11 protein-coding genes and 2 pseudogenes are annotated in these 15,570 nt (G+C 38.6%); 8 read left to right on the top strand and 5 right to left on the bottom strand.

Annotated features, from left to right (window positions below; translation table 11 throughout):
• The first annotated feature begins 25 nt into the window (after positions 1-25).
• From N0M92_RS19965 to N0M92_RS19955, 3 genes are all read left to right on the top strand, one after another.
• Positions 26-1,210, top strand: a complete 1,185-nt coding sequence (locus N0M92_RS19965) for a thiolase family protein (RefSeq protein WP_260287476.1) — start codon at positions 26-28, stop codon at positions 1,208-1,210.
• Positions 1,211-1,296: 86 nt separating this feature from the next.
• On the top strand, positions 1,297-1,701 hold the full coding sequence (locus N0M92_RS19960; protein WP_192204372.1) for a PaaI family thioesterase: 405 nt from the start codon (positions 1,297-1,299) through the stop codon (positions 1,699-1,701).
• A gap of 73 nt (positions 1,702-1,774) precedes the next feature.
• Entirely contained in the window at positions 1,775-3,373 is a 1,599-nt protein-coding gene (locus N0M92_RS19955) for a long-chain-fatty-acid--CoA ligase (protein ID WP_260287475.1), read from the top strand.
• Positions 3,374-3,482: 109 nt separating this feature from the next.
• Here the strand turns inward: N0M92_RS19955 and N0M92_RS19950 are convergent, their stop codons facing one another.
• Positions 3,483-4,235 (bottom strand): hypothetical protein, encoded by a 753-nt coding sequence (locus N0M92_RS19950; protein ID WP_260287474.1) that lies wholly within the window; start codon positions 4,233-4,235, stop codon positions 3,483-3,485.
• 599 nt (positions 4,236-4,834) lie between these two features.
• Here N0M92_RS19950 and N0M92_RS19940 point away from each other — a divergent pair.
• From N0M92_RS19940 to N0M92_RS19930, 3 genes are all read left to right on the top strand, one after another.
• Complete coding sequence (locus tag N0M92_RS19940) at positions 4,835-6,055, top strand: M20 metallopeptidase family protein (RefSeq protein WP_260287473.1); 1,221 nt, start codon at positions 4,835-4,837, stop codon at positions 6,053-6,055.
• Positions 6,056-6,133: 78 nt separating this feature from the next.
• Entirely contained in the window at positions 6,134-6,958 is an 825-nt protein-coding gene (locus tag N0M92_RS19935; RefSeq protein WP_192204383.1) for a DUF3100 domain-containing protein, read from the top strand.
• A 21-nt stretch (positions 6,959-6,979) separates the two neighbouring features.
• Positions 6,980-7,423, top strand: coding sequence for a hypothetical protein (locus N0M92_RS19930; RefSeq protein WP_076368886.1), 444 nt, complete (start codon positions 6,980-6,982; stop codon positions 7,421-7,423).
• Positions 7,424-8,142: 719 nt separating this feature from the next.
• On the opposite strand, the pseudogene N0M92_RS19925 reads toward N0M92_RS19930, so the two are convergent.
• The 4 genes and pseudogenes from N0M92_RS19925 to N0M92_RS19910 all read right to left on the bottom strand — a co-directional run.
• Positions 8,143-8,386: pseudogene (locus tag N0M92_RS19925) on the bottom strand (LysE family translocator); the annotation flags it as partial.
• A complete protein-coding gene (locus N0M92_RS19920; RefSeq protein WP_260287472.1) occupies positions 8,365-9,255 on the bottom strand; it encodes a DMT family transporter in 891 nt (296 codons plus the stop codon). The gene N0M92_RS19920 and the pseudogene N0M92_RS19925, both read right to left, overlap by 22 nt.
• A gap of 269 nt (positions 9,256-9,524) precedes the next feature.
• Entirely contained in the window at positions 9,525-10,727 is a 1,203-nt protein-coding gene (locus N0M92_RS19915) for an aminotransferase-like domain-containing protein (protein ID WP_260287471.1), read from the bottom strand.
• A 159-nt stretch (positions 10,728-10,886) separates the two neighbouring features.
• A pseudogene (locus tag N0M92_RS19910) lies at positions 10,887-12,269 on the bottom strand (aminotransferase-like domain-containing protein).
• A gap of 457 nt (positions 12,270-12,726) precedes the next feature.
• Here N0M92_RS19910 and N0M92_RS19905 point away from each other — a divergent pair.
• Both N0M92_RS19905 and N0M92_RS19900 read left to right on the top strand, forming a co-directional pair.
• Positions 12,727-14,046: a helix-turn-helix domain-containing protein gene (locus N0M92_RS19905; RefSeq protein ID WP_260287470.1), complete on the top strand. Its 1,320-nt coding sequence runs from the start codon at positions 12,727-12,729 to the stop codon at positions 14,044-14,046.
• 37 nt (positions 14,047-14,083) lie between these two features.
• Positions 14,084-15,562, top strand: coding sequence for a M81 family metallopeptidase (locus N0M92_RS19900; RefSeq protein WP_260287469.1), 1,479 nt, complete (start codon positions 14,084-14,086; stop codon positions 15,560-15,562).
• Positions 15,563-15,570: the final 8 nt, after the last annotated feature.

Raw genomic sequence — 15,570 nt, 5'->3', positions numbered from 1 at the left:
TTGAATTTCAAGGGGGAGGAACAAAATGGGAGAAGATATCGTAATCGTTAGTGCTGTTCGAACACCGATTGGAAGGTACGGTGGAGCATTTAAAGAGATTAGTTCCGGTCATTTGGCGAGCATAGCCATTAAAGAAGCGATTAAGCGTGCGAATATTGTAGCAGAACAAGTGGATGAAGTCATTTTCGGGGAGGTTAGGCAAACGACCGAATCCTCGAATGTCGCGAGAGTGGCAGCGCTGCGCTCAGGGATTCCCGATTCTGCACCGGCTTTTTCGGTAAACCGGTTATGTGCATCTGGAATGCAGGCCATCACCTCAGCAGCACAGCAGATAAGCTCAGGTCAAGCAAATATAGTCGTTGCCGGCGGTACGGAAAGCATGAGCCGCGCACCGCTTTATTTAAGAAGTGCCCGTTTTGGGGGAGATAGGACCAAGCTAGTGGATTCCAATACTGAAGCTGGACAGCAGCCACAAGAAATTTATGGGAAAAATTTAGGGATGGGAATCACTGCAGAAAATGTCGCAGAACGATACAGCATTTCCAGGGAAGAACAAGATGCCTTTTCAGTGGAAAGTCAACGAAGAGCGGCGCAAGCGATAGAAGAAGGAAAGTTCAAGGATGAGATTGTTCCTGTTCAGGTCTCTGACAGGAAGAATACGGTTACCATTGAAACGGATGAATATCCACGTCCGGAAACCACAATGGAAAAACTTGCAAGTTTAAAACCGGCATTCAGGGAAAACGGAACCGTCACGGCAGGGAATGCTTGTGGCCGTAATGATGGGGCTGCTGCATTGGTATTAATGAAAGCGAGTGAAGCGAAACGGTTACAAATACAACCACTCGCAAAGATTGTCGATTGGGCGACCGCGGGAGTTTCGCCTGAAGTGATGGGAATTGGTCCAGTACCAGCCGTCGGAAAACTTATGGAACGCACAGGGAAAAAGGTAGAGGAAATCGGGCTTTTCGAATTAAATGAAGCGTTCGCTTCACAGGCATTGGCAGTAATCAGGGATTTATCGCTAGATGAAAACAAAGTTAATGTAAATGGGGGAGCGATCGCTCTTGGACACCCAGTCGGATCGACGGGCGCCCGGATCGTGACAACGCTAATATATGAACTGATTCGCAGGAAAGAAAGATATGGTGTTGCTACACTTTGTGTTGGCGGCGGACAGGGAATGGCTATCATGATTGAAGCCGTATAGGCCAACGATTCAGGAGTGGAAACCCTATGCGTTTCTGCTTCTTTCCGTATATAAGTTGAATCGCGCCAAAGTGAGGGGGAGGAAGATTGCCTGTTGAAGTGGAAGATATTCGTAATCAATTCGAAAGTAGTGCGTTCTTTGCACATATAGGTTTTGAAATCATTCGGTTTGAAGAGGGGAATGTTACGATAAAGTTGAACATAGAAGAACATTTGCTTAATGTTAATGGAACACTGCACGGGGGCATTCATGCTACCATGCTGGATACCATTCTAGGAATGGTGACTCGTTCCGTTACCAAATCCAAAGTCGTTACGACAAGCTTAACTGTACATTATTTAGCCAGCATATCGAGCGGGGAACTATTTGCGGAAGCAAAAGTCCTTCAAAAAGGATACAAAATTGCCTTTACTGAAGGAGAAATAAAAGATACTGAGGGCAACACAATTGCAAAGGGCACAGGGATTTTTAAAATCATTCGTGATAAATGAGGCAAGGATGATCAAGTTGGCAGACAAATGACTATGCTCCATTTTAATTGAAAAGAATGAGGTGTGAAAAAAATTGACTAGAAATTGGCATGGATTTTATCCGAAAGAAACTCCTGCTGAAATTGACATTCCTGTATTGTCATTATATGGACTACTTGAACGTTCAGCCCGACTTTATCCAACTTGCAAAGCCGTAATAGATGAGGATCGGGAAATGACATTTATGGAATTAAAGGATGCCTCAGATCGTTTTGCTGTTAATTTATGCAACCGTGGATTTCAAAAAGACGATCGAATAGCTATCATGCTGCCAAATTGTCTAGAATATATCATTGCCTATTATGCCATTCATCGTTTGGGAGGTGTGGTCGTTCAAGTGAACCCACTGTATCAGGCGAGTGAATTGGATTATATATTACGGGATTCCGAAGCCAATTGGTTCATTGGGCGTGAGGAACAACGGGGAAAATTATTGCTAACAAGTTTTTCTGATAGGTTAACGTTCATTTCTGCTGAACAATTAATGGAAACTGGAACGGATTTATCAAGGAAAGATCAGGAACTTCCTGCTCTGGATCTCGATCCGAAGGAAGCTGTGGCTGTACTTCAATATACAGGGGGGACTACAGGGAAATCAAAAGGGGTCATGCTCACGCATTTTAATTTGATCTCGAATGTTTATCAAGATTTTGCCTTTACGGCAAATGCCCTTCAACTCCAAAGGCCTGGGGAACGGATGCTTGGATTGACCCCATTATTCCATGTGTTTGGTAATGGCCGATTGAATAGTGCCATATATGCCGGATCGACTTTTATCACATTAGAGAAATTTGAAATAAACAAGGTGGTGGATTTGATTCGAACACATCGGCCAACCATTTTTCCAGGCGTACCGACCATGTATATTGCTTTACTGAATCACCCGGAATTAACGGCGGACGATTTAAGCTGCTTTAAGTACTGCAGCTGTGGTTCAGCCCCGCTCCCGATAGAAATCATTCATCAGTTCGAAAAAAATTTACGGGTCACGATATTGGAAGGGTTTGGAATGTCGGAAACTTCACCCACAACCCACCGAAATCCAGTCATAGGGCAGAAAAAGCCAGGAAGTATCGGTATTCCATACCCAAATACCGACGCTAAAATCGTCGACCTGAAAACAGGCATTGTTGAATTGCCGGCAGGTGATAGAGGCGAACTGATCATTAAAGGTCCGCAAGTAATGAAGGGATATTGGAAAAATCCAGAGGAAACGGCAACGGCTTTGCGGGATGGATGGCTTTACACTGGGGATATCGCGACGATGGATGAAGACGGATATTTTTATATCGTAGGCAGGAAGAAAGATATGATCATTGCAAGCGGTTATAATGTTTATCCAATCGAAGTTGAAGATATTATTTATCAGCATCCAGCCGTAAAAGAGACATGTGTATATGGGGTTCCGGATTCATACCGTGGGGAAACGGTAAAGGCGGCCATTGTCTTAAAGAAAGGAAAGTCAGTTCCGGAGCAGGAAATCAGGGAGTTTTGCGTGCAACGATTGGCCAGATACAAAGTGCCGCGAAGTTTTGAGTTCAGGGAACAACTGCCAAAATCAGCTGTAGGGAAAATATTACGCAGAATTTTAATGGAGGAAGTGACGCAGAGCCCTACTGTCAGGGAGAGATAAGCATATCAATTATCGTTAAGTAGCTCATATGAAACCCTAAATAAGTGAAACCTTTTTTTGAGGTTCCCCTTATTTAGGGTTTTCCATCTTATCTTTATAAACTATAAAACTACTTTCCTTTTAGGGGAATATCAAATGAAGTCCCCTCCACCAATATTTCATGAGATTCACCATCGGCTATATCATCGGTAGTGAATGTAAATGAATCGAGCCGTTCGAAGTTTTCCTCGGGAGCAACCAAAAGGCCAATTGTGCCATTTCTTATTTCTCCTGGTTGGTAATCTGATCGGCTTACTTTTTTTGTCCCCATAAAAGTATCCCCGGAATGGATGAAAGTTTTAGAAGGCACATCATATGTAAGATCATCATTGAAAGTCACATTTTCCATGCTGAAGAACTGAAGTTCCTTCGAATCTTTATTTTCCACGGAATATGTTATCTCTAGATAGGAAACCTCTTCATCAATATCCGTTTTAGACAGCGCAGCTTTTTGATCGATTTCCTCCATGGATAAATCCTCTTTATAATATATCGAATAGGCCTCTTCAAAACTCAAACCCGTATAGGACTTGAGCTCCTTCTTTGCTTCATCTGAGAGTGAAGACAATTGAATCCTGCGGATATCCTTGATTGTGATGACCATGGGTGCCAATTCAAATGACTCATTAATGGACTTCGTTTCAAGCAATGTGAAGGTTCCCCAATTTTTTTGGCGGACCTTATCGCCGACTTGTTCTAGAAGGATCCCGCCATATTCCTGCACCTCAGGAATTTTGGACTCCTTGGCTTCCGCATTTTTTCCTTTTTCCGTTTTATCGATCTCGAAATAATTGAAGGCAATTACACTTAAACAAATAAGCAATAATCCAACAATTCCTGTAATGATCCATCTCTTGCGGATACTTCATCACTCCTTGTCTTAAACCATTGATGTCATAAACTATAATATACCATTTTTTTCGCAAATGGGGGATTGGGTAACTGAAGAAATTATGAGCCCGGTAGACTTCGGGGTACATGCCTCAAGGCTGCTTAATTAAATAAAGTGTTTAACTTTTATACGATTGGCAATCACTTTGTTGAAACGGTTAGGTCTCATACCTCATTGAATAAAAAACAAGCAAAGGAGCTTGCCATCGATACGATGCAAAAATGTCAACCTATCAAATCCCGCGAATCTATTAAAAAGCTATCATTTTCAATTTAGTGGAGGTATGCTTCAAAACGTGATGATTGTTCTCCTTTTTTAACATTCTCTTAAAGAGAATAATGAATTTTTTGTATTTTCAATATTTACAGTCAAAATTTGAAATGGTAGTATAACAATATCTATTAAGAATTATCAAATTATAAGGTTTTTTCAAAAAAATCATTTTTTTATTATAATGAAAGTTTTTAAAACTAAAATATTGATATTATAGCTAGAATATTTTGTGTTTATTTTTCTTTAGGGGATGAATGATGATGATCAAAAAAATGTCAAATGCAATAAAGTCAACTGAAATAGTAAAGCAAACATCTGGAATATATGAAGAAGCTGTGAGATTAAGAAGAATGATCCATGAAAATCCTGAACTTGGATTTGAAGAGCATAAAACGGCTGAAATTATTGCAAATTATTTAAAAGATCTTGGAATTGAAGTGACAACCGGAGTGGCTAAGACAGGGGTTGTGGGTATTCTTCGTGGAGATAAAGAGGGACCTGTGCTTGCTTTGCGAGCTGATATTGATGCTTTACCTATACAGGAGAAAACGGATGTAAGCTACAAATCTAAAAATCCTGGGGTTATGCATGCTTGCGGACATGATATGCATACCGCGATGTTACTTTCTGCCGCTAATATTTTATCTCAAAATAAGCATCATATCGCGGGTACAATAAAATTCATTTTTCAGCCTGCTGAAGAGATGAAGGGCGGGGGAATAATGATGGTTGAAGAAGGTGTATTGAGCAACCCTCCCGTCGACCATGCTTTTGCTTTTCATGTTTGGCCTGAATTAGCTACTGGAACTTATGGTTTTAGAAATGGTGCGATAATGGCAAGTATGGACTCTTTTGATGTTGTATTAAAAGGTAAACAAGGTCACGGGGCAGCACCGCATCAAGGAGTGGATGCTATTGTGGGTGCTGCTCATGTTGTAACAGCTCTACAAACAATTGTTAGCAGAGAAACAGATCCAGTAGATTCCGTTGTTATTACAATCGGAACAATTGAAGCAGGGGATGGCTATAATATTATTCCTGAAAAAGCTAGTTTTAAAGGAACTGTACGAACACTTAATGCGAACACTCGTAAGGAAGTGGCTGCAAGCATTCAACGAATTATCGAAGGAGTGGCTTCCGCACTTAAATTAGAAGTTGAAATAAACTATAACTTTACAGTGGGGTATCCTGTTACAATGAATGATCCAAAATTTAATGAACATGTTGCTGCCATTGCTACTGATTTATTTGGAGAAAACTCAGTGCAGTGGCTGTCTAAACCAAGTATGGCAAGTGAAGATTTTGCCTTCTATTTAGAAAAAGTCCCTGGTACATTTGTCTTCTTGGGAGTAGGAGAAAACCCTGAGGATCCGATGAAGCTGCATAGTGACGTATTTTTACCAGATGAAAAAGCGATGATCCAAGGGATTTCCCTTATCGTAGGACTAGCTATGAATACAACTGAAAAAATTCAATAAATTAAAAAATGATAAGTAAAAACAGTGTTGGTTTTCCTTATAGAATCAGCATAATTTGTAGAAAAGGAGTGTAATATAGTGCAAGAAAATTCTCTGCGTAATTGGAAAATTCATTTATTTGTTTTGATATTAGTCTGTGTTACAGAATTTATTGGCGTCAAAACGTTTAACATTGGGATTGGAGCCATTGCATTATTTCCAATGTTGTATGCATTAATTATCGGAGCCATTATTAGTTTACCTTCTTTCAAAATTTTAAAAATGAAGGAAATGAATGTAGCGGCCAATATTTTAGGGATTTCATTCATGCTTTTTGTAGCCAAATTGGGAATGTTAATGGGGCCTTCATTGCCGAAGATATTTGATGCTGGGATTTCTTTAGGATTACAAGAAGTGGGACATTTCGCAGGTACTATCCTATTAGGGTTACCGATTGCTTTATTACTTGGAATGAAAAGAGAAGCAGTCGGTGCTACTTTTTCAATCGATAGAGAACCTAACTTAGCCATTATCGCTGAGAAATATGGCTCGGATTCACCAGAAGGACGGGGAGCGCTGGGCGTATATGTTTGCGGTACTTTGTTTGGGGCTTTATATCTGTCAGTGTTAGCAAGTTTTTTGGCTCAAACTGGTTGGTTTCATCCAATTTCACTAGCCATGGGTGCGGGTGTAGGTTCAGGTAGTATGATGGCTGCCATGTCAGGGGCATTAGCTGTTATATTCCCGGAATCCGCAAAGGATATCGCAGTTTTTGCTGGTGCTGCTAACTTAATTACAACAATTTTAGGAACGTATATATGTGTATTCTTTTCTCTTCCTTTTACAAACTATTTATACAAAAAATTTGAGCCTATTTTAGGGCGAAAGTCAAAAAAAGATCAAATCAAAAATATTGAAGCATAGGGCATAAAGGGGAGATTTTATATGAAAGATAAAATATTGACTTTTATAATTATCGGCATAATAGCTATTATGGGAAATTGGATTGGATACAATGTTTCACCAATTGACGCATTACCAGGTATGATGATCATTGTTGCTGTAACGATATTAGGGTTCTTTTTCGCAAAAATCTCCCCTATTAAACTACCAATTGTTGTTTGGGTTTCTATGTTAGCCTTATTGGTTACAACCCCGATTTTTCCAGGAAACGCATCAATCATTAAAATAACAGAACAAGTTAATTTTATGGCCTTGGCAACACCTATTTTGGCTTATGCTGGCCTTTCTTTCGGAAAAGATTTGAAAGAATTTAAGAAATTGGGATGGCGTATAGTTGTTATATCTCTAGTTGTATATACAGGAACATTTTTACTATCAACCCTAGTTGCAGAAATTGGTTTTAGATTAACTGGTAAATTCCATTAAGTTTTTGTGTTCGTGCTACTAGTATTTCACTTAAAACCAAGGGAACGAAAAAGATGTCTACGCTGTATGAGATGTCAAAAGAGCAGCACAGTTTCACTTTAACTATGGCTTTATAAAATGTCCGATCCTAAGATTATGGAATCGGGCATTTTTTTATGCAAGGAAAGCATCAATTTCTCCCGTAAGAACTGAAGTATTAGGTTCCTAGATTGGTATCTGATTTCCAATGGATATAGATATGATTAGCAAAATATCCTAAGCAATATATAGTTATTTATACTTTAACATTGAAGCAGCCAGAGGATTGCAGTTATTTCAATGTCTGTTTCATATAATGAAGCAATTTATAAACAGTTAGAAGGAAAAGAAAAGCAACAAATATCTCATGAATTAGATAAAGCCTCTTTCTTAAGTAGTCTAATGTAATTTAAGGAATATATATTGATTTGACTATGGAAGGATTGAGAAGCATATATTTTGGAGAGTTAGATGAACCAGAAAAAAAGCTAATTATATATAAATAAATGTATCTACACTTCTTAGACGTGTAAAAGGGTATCGAATTCAGACATTTGATGATGGTAGGTCAAGATAAGAAGAGATTCATAATGAAATCCTATCCTTATTGGAGAGTTTAGAATGCTGATACCATAAATGCCAAAGAGAAATAATCAACCATATATTAGATTGATTATTTCTCAAATTAATAATCATCAAAGTTATTCTTCTAAGAATAACCTTATACCGAATACTAATAATACTGTACCCGAAATACCTTCTATGGCACTATTAACACTCTCTCTTTTTAGGACCATTCTTAGCTGTCGTATTAGTACGCTATAGAGTAAGTACCAAAGACCTGTAAGTGCTGTAAAAGTGAGTCCCATTAAAATAAATTGGAAAAAATGACCTTGACAATCTAAAAAAATGAGGTAAGAAGCTTAAAACTGTTGTTTTCGGGTTGGTTTTGAAAGTTTTATTGATTTATTTTCGCTAACAAATGTTGAACCTAAAAGCAATATACCACCAAGCATTTGAACAAATGTCATTTGCTCTTGCAAGATAAGAGCAGAAATCAGTATCGCTACAAATGGATCTACATAGCTTAACATAGCAATACTTTGTCCTTTTAATTTTTGCATACCTGAAAAAAATAACCAAAATCCAATACCAGTGTTAACAATCCCTAATAGTATTATAAAGGGAATGGATGATCTGGATACTTCCAAGATACTAAATCCCTCAGTAATAAGCACATATGGTAATAGCAGCAAAGCAGTTGTTCCAAGTTGGATCATGGTAATCTCTAACTTGGCCATGTTTTGAATGAATTTATTTAATAACATTAATGCAGCGTAAAATGCGGCTGCAACTAATCCAAAAAAGATCCCAAGCAGATCACCTTTTCCAGATGCACTTATGCCATTTCCAACAATCAATAACATACCTAATATCGCAACACCAATACAAACAATCTTTTTGATAGGTAATTGTTCCTTAAGGATAATTGGTGAGAGAATCATGACAAACACAGGTGCAAAGTAATACCCTAATGTTGCGTTAGTGATTGTTGTATAATCGTAAGATTGATAGAGAAAAATCCAATTCCCTCCTAATGCAATACCAGAAAGAAATAGGGTGGAAGCATTAGTTTTCACCGATTTCCATGAAATGGATTTTTTCATCATAAAAAATACGAACATCAAAAATAGACATCCGATTGAACTACTTAGTAAAGCTGTTTCACTCGAAGATAAATCAATGTATCTTTGCACTAAACCGATCGTACCAAAGATTATCATTGATAATATAAACTGAATGTTAGATTTCATCGTCTACTCCTTCGAATCTGCGAAACAGCTTATATTTCACAGATTCTTAATCTGTTTTTTTAATATAAGCTTATTCAGTACTGTTTTAACAAATGGAGTAAACGGTGGTGGCGGTGATGTTGAAAATGGCTTCCAAGTGTTTAATTTTGTATTTGATAATGGCATCATAATTCCCCCTATTTTTTCTATTAATAGATTTTGAAAGTGACAAGTTAAGCATTCCTTCATATAGAGCTGCAATGACAGAAGCTAGGCTGCCTTGTCATTGCTTAAGAAGAATGTTGTTCTTGCTTTAATTCATGATGTAAGACCTCACCAATACGTTTTATACCTTCCCTAATTTGTTCTTTCGTTGTATTCGAGTAATTTAGCCGTAATGTGTTCTTTTGTGTACCATTTGGAAAAAATGGAATACCAGGAACAATGGCCACATTATTTTTCAAGCACTCCACAAAGATTTTACTTGAATCAACAGAAGCAGGAAGCTCTACCCAAATAAATAACCCGCCTTCCGGCTTGCTGTATGAGATGTTTTCAGGGAAAAATTGATCGATGCAGGAAATCATCGTTATGCATCTTTCTTTGTATACGGCTTTAATATTTTCAATATGAGCCTCTATATCATAAAGTTCCATATATTTAGCCGTGATCCGCTGTGCAAAGCTGTCAGAGTGTAAGTCTGCTATCTGCTTAAATGCCACGTATTTTTCAATAAATACTTCATCCGCACAAATCCAGCCAAGCCGAAGTCCCGGTGTGAAGATTTTCGAAAAGGTGCTCAGATAAATGACCCGGCCTTCTGTATCAAAATATTTTACTGGCGGAAGTGCAGTTCCAGAAAACCTGATAGCTCCGTACGGATTATCTTCCAAAATCAAAACATCATACTGGCTGGCGAGCTCGATCATCCTTTTTCTTCTTTCAAGCTTGAGCGTTCGGCCTGTCGGGTTTTGAAAATCGGGAATGGTATAAATGAATTTTGCCTGGGGATTCTCCTGAAGCCGTTTCTCCAGTGCGTCCATCATCATGCCGTCTTCATCCATCTCTACTTCTACAAAGTTGGCATTGTATACTTTAAAGGCATTGACCGCAGCCAGGTATGTAGGGCTTTCGCAAATGATGGTATCCCCTTCGTCAAGAAAGAGCTTTCCTGTCAGGTCAATAGCTTGCTGGGACCCTGATGTAATCACGATTTGCTGTAAATGGGCTTGAATACCGATCGCATCCATCCGCTTAATGATCGCGTTTCTAAGCGGGATATATCCTTCTGTTATACTGTATTGAAGGGAAGCAGGGCCATCTTCTTTAAGAACGGCTTCACATGCCACATTCAGTTCCACCATGGGAAACAGTTCCGGAGCCGGGAGACCTCCTGCAAAAGAAATCACTTCTGGCCGTTCTGTGACCTTTAAGATTTCACGCGTTTCAGAAGATTTAACCAAACTAGCTCTCTTTGCAAATTTGTTTTGCATTTCTAAATGCTCCTTTTAATCATATTGTTTAACAATCATTAGCTGTTTCGTTTTCTTTACTGTATCGAGGCATGATATCCTGCCGCTAAATTTGAATTATCATAACACGTACATAAAAAACCATACAATATTATAATTGTATGGCAAACAATATTCCTTTCACGTTTCAATTATTTTTTTAAGTATAATAAGCGCTTTTTCAAGTTCCTCTTTCGTTTCTGGCGCACAAATCCCCAAACGCACGGCATTTGCCGGTGCGACATTACCTACCGCAAATCGCCCTCCACTATAAACTTGTACACCTTGTGCTGCAGCTAATTGTTCAAATTGGTCCCCTGTATAATGGTTCGGCAGATGTAACCAGCGAAAAATCCCTGTTTCTCCGCCTAAACAATTTTCCTTATCTAAATAATGATTGACCAGTAGAGTGCGAGCTTTAGTTTCCTCTTTATGAAGTGCAACAATGTTTTCAAGTTGACTCGATACAATTGCTCGTGCTGTTAACTCCGCAAGTAGTGGCGATACGGAAATATTTAAGTTATAAAGAGCTTTTCGAGTAGAATCCAGGAATTTCAAAGGAACTGCCACATAAGCAAGGCGGAGTCCAGGTGCCATCGATTTCGATAAACTCGCTATATAAATCGAATGCTCAGGTGCATATGTCGCTACGGCAGGCAATACTTTGTCTTGGGTTAAATGATACATTCCATCTTCAATGATAAATAAATTATACTTTATGGCAATCTCCGCAATCGCCTTTCGAGTACCGATGCTCATTGTATACGTCATCGGATTCTGGTAATCCGGAATAATATATAAGCCTTTAATGTTTTCGTTTTTGCATGCATACAGAAGTGCTTCCGGACTCATTTCATCAGTTTCTGACCGAATCGGGACAAGCTGGATGCCCAGCATCGCGGCAGCTGTCTTTAACCCTGGATATGTATGGTGATCGACACCTATCCGGTCTCCATGCTGACAAAGACCTGCAAGTGTTGCGGTGATGGCATTTTGTCAGCCATTAGCCAGTAAGACATGCTCTCTAGTCGTTTCAACACCGGCATGTTTTAATAATTTGACGCCTGCATCTTTTTGCCAGATCGAATCACCTGGCCGACTGTACCCAAACCATCTCGCACAATCGGATTCTTGTAACATGGATTGCAGTAGGTCATGTAAAGGTCCGTATGATACACGATCTGGTAGCATTGCGCCCATTTCAATTAAATGTTTTGGCTTTTCTTCTGAAAGCAAGTATGCGTTCGAAATCGCATCATATGAAACATAAGTTCCACTGCCAATGATTGCACTAATCAGTCCTTTTAACTCAGCTAATTTAAATGATTTTGAGATTGTACTTAGATTCACATCCAAATAGTCTGCTAACTCTCTTTGCGGGGGAAGTTTTGTGCCTGGAACTAAGCGTCCCTCTTTAATGTCAGATTCTAACTGCTTAGCTAATGCCTGATAAATCGGTCTATCTTCTCGATTTAATGTCGGCTTCCATGTCATTGGATATTCTTCAAACGAATTAATAGGCACAATCCTCATCCTTTTTTCATACAATTATAAAATTGTATGGCAACAAATTCAAATTTATAAATTACTTTAGACATTCTTCACAATCGAGCTCGATTTTTAAAGAATAAAGGACACAACCTATTTGATATAACAAATAGGTTATGTCCTTTAATTTATCTATATTTTTTTAATGTAGGTCTTGATAAACAATGATATGCGGCAAATAGACATTTTTTCTCCAATATCGCCCAGTAACGTATGATATGGATAATAGATCAATAATGGGCCAGGCACGACGATATAGTATTCTCTATTGCAAAAGGAGTGGAGAAAAATCGATTAAATAACTGACCGCTTAAAAAAACGTATTTCGGTCCATTAACAGACATTTACTTTTATTATTTTGATAGTTAAAGTTATAAACAATAATAAAAACTTACTATTCAGTATTATTTGAAAAATGAAAGTGGAGGATCAAATGAATACAAAAGTATTAGTAATAGGTCCTATAGATTTAGTAGAACTAGTGTTTACCATCGGCCGATCGTACTCTGACATTACCATGTTACCTGCACCTTATACACATGAACAGGAAACAATAGATGTGATTAGGAGAAGAGTCGACGAGGCGGATGTTTTATTCTTTTTAGGCACCATTCCTTATCAAATGGTAAAGAATCAAAATATTACAAAGCCAATGGTTTTTATCCCCTCAACAGGAACATCTTTGTATCGAACACTTTTTAAGATCATTACTGAAACTTCTTTTAATCCAATCAAGGAACCGTTAAGGATTAGTATAGACACATTGCCAAATAGAGAAGTAAAAGAGTGTTTTGAGGATTTAGAAATATATCCAGAAAAGATGTTTCTGAAAGCTGATCACAAAGCGGATGAATTGGTTCATTTTCATTATGAATTATGGAAAAATGATCAAACTCAGGTGGCCGTTACATGTGTTAAATCTGTATACGAATCGTTAAAAGGGCTAGGGGTACTAGTATTCAGGGTCCTCCCTACAATGTCCGCCATTCGATCTAGTTTGAATAATGTTCTCTTGGAGGGGAAGGCCTTACTTCAAAGCGATACACAAATTGCCATTGGAATCCTGCATTTTAATAACTTGCTTTCTTCTTTCAAAAAGTCCATATCAGAATATGGAGAACAGCGAAAAAAAGCAGCACTTCAAAATCTTCTTATCGATTTTTGTGAAGAGGCCCAGGCTATTTTTGACTGGTCAGAACGAGATGAAGTCCGATTTATAACTACTCGGGGCGCCATTGAAAGGACTACCCACAAATATAAAAAAGCTCCGCTATTAGATGAGATAGCCATGAAAATCGATGTAGAGACCACCATCGGAATAGGATTTGGATATACAGCAAACGAAGCGGAGGTTAGTGCCCGTAAAGCACTTATGAAAGCGAGGCTTAATAAACCGAGTTGCTTTGTGGTTGACATGGATGGAACGGTTTTTGGACCTGTCGGAAAAGAGGGGAGATTGAAATATTCCTTGCGGAGTGATGACCCACATCTAATGAATTTAGCAAAAACGGCTGGGCTCAGTATTGCAACCATAAACAAATTACTTTCCTTTTGTGAGTGCTTTGGCAATAGATGCATCACAGCAAATGATCTTGCTAACGGACTGGGTTTGACCATAAGGAGCGCAAGGAGAATCCTGAATACCCTTGAAAATTCGAATCTAGCTGTCATCGTGGGTGAGGAACAGCCCATAAACCGAGGGAGACCCCGACAGCTATATGAATTCCAATTTTCCAGGGAGTCAGTCAGATAAGGTTTTATTTATTAATAGTGAAGAAAGGGGAACTTTTATGAGAATAGCAATCGGTCAGTTGGCACATGAAACGAATACGTTTTCTCGAGTAAGAACGACAGTCGACTTATTTAAAGTATGGGAATGGACCCAGGGAGAGGAACTTCTCGATAGGCATACTGGTGTATTGGATTATTTGGGTGGGATGATCGATCGGGGAGAAGAGCTGGGGATTGAAATTGTGCCAACCTTTGCAGCCATGGCCAATCCTTCAGGAACGATAACACAGGAAACGTTTCAAAAAGCAAAAAATCTATTAATATCAAGTATCATGAATTCTGGAAAATTGGATGGGATTTGTCTATTTCTTCATGGAGCAGGAGTAGCAGAAGGAGTTGACGATATTGAAGGAGAGATCCTATCGGAATTAAGAAGCGTTTTGGGTTCAAAAGTACCAATAGTAGCTGCTTTGGACCTCCATGGTAATATTACGGAAACCATGGTTGAAAAAGCAGATGTACTGCTCGGCAATATAGATTACCCTCATACGGATTCCTATGAAAGGGGGATAGAAGCGATTGATATAACCGCTCGCATGATTCAAGGGAAAGTTAACCCGGAAATGGCTCTATCTAAATTACCATTACTAATTCCTACTACAACCTCCTACTTTTCTCCAATTAAAGAAATCAATGAATGGTGCGAGGAATGGGAAAAGCATCCCGAGGTCCTTGATTGTACCTTATTCCATGGCTTTCCATATTCAGATATCCCTCACGCAGGAGTTTCGGTAATTACCATTACGAATAATGAACCCTCTCTAGCACAAAAAATATCAAATGATATAGCTGCTAGAATTTTTGAAAAGAAAGATGATTTTTATCCAATATTACCGTCACCAAAGAAAGCCATTTCATATGCTTTCTCCCGAAATGAAATGCCCATCATCATTAATGAAGCATCTGATAACCCTGGTGCTGGTACACCAGGTGATGGCACCTTTTTATTGAAGGAAATGATAGAAGCAAACATTCCAAATAGCTGCTTTGGGTTTATTTTTGATCCAGAAGTAGCAAAAGTGGCCCATAAAGAAGGTGTGGGGTCCCTAATTCATGTCGAATTAGGCGGTAAAACAGATCGTTTACATGGTAACCCTCTAAAAATATCAGCTTATGTAAAAAGCCTATCTGATGGCAAGTTTATTCAGTCCTCACCGATGTGGAATGGAAGCAAGGTGAACCTGGGGAGAAGCGCAAGATTATTGGTTGGTAGTGTGGATATCATTGTATGCTCTGTTAATTCCCAGACCTTTGATGAACAAATTTTCCTTCTTCATGGAATAGATGTTGAGAAATCAAGTATTGTTGGTTTGAAATCATCTCACCATTTTCGCGCAGCCTTCATGCCTATTGCTAAAGAAATCATAACGGTTGACTCGCCTGGGTTAAGCAGTGCGAAGTTATCAACCTTTGATTACAAGAATATAAGCAGACCGATTTACCCTTTTGATTCTATTTTAAATCATCAATTAGTCTAAATAATATA

The organism is Peribacillus aracenensis (assembly GCF_025175645.1).
Lineage (GTDB): Bacteria > Bacillota > Bacilli > Bacillales > DSM-1321 > Peribacillus > Peribacillus aracenensis.
The sequence above is the reverse complement of the archived record's forward strand: the minus strand, read 5'-3'. Positions and strand labels throughout refer to the sequence as shown.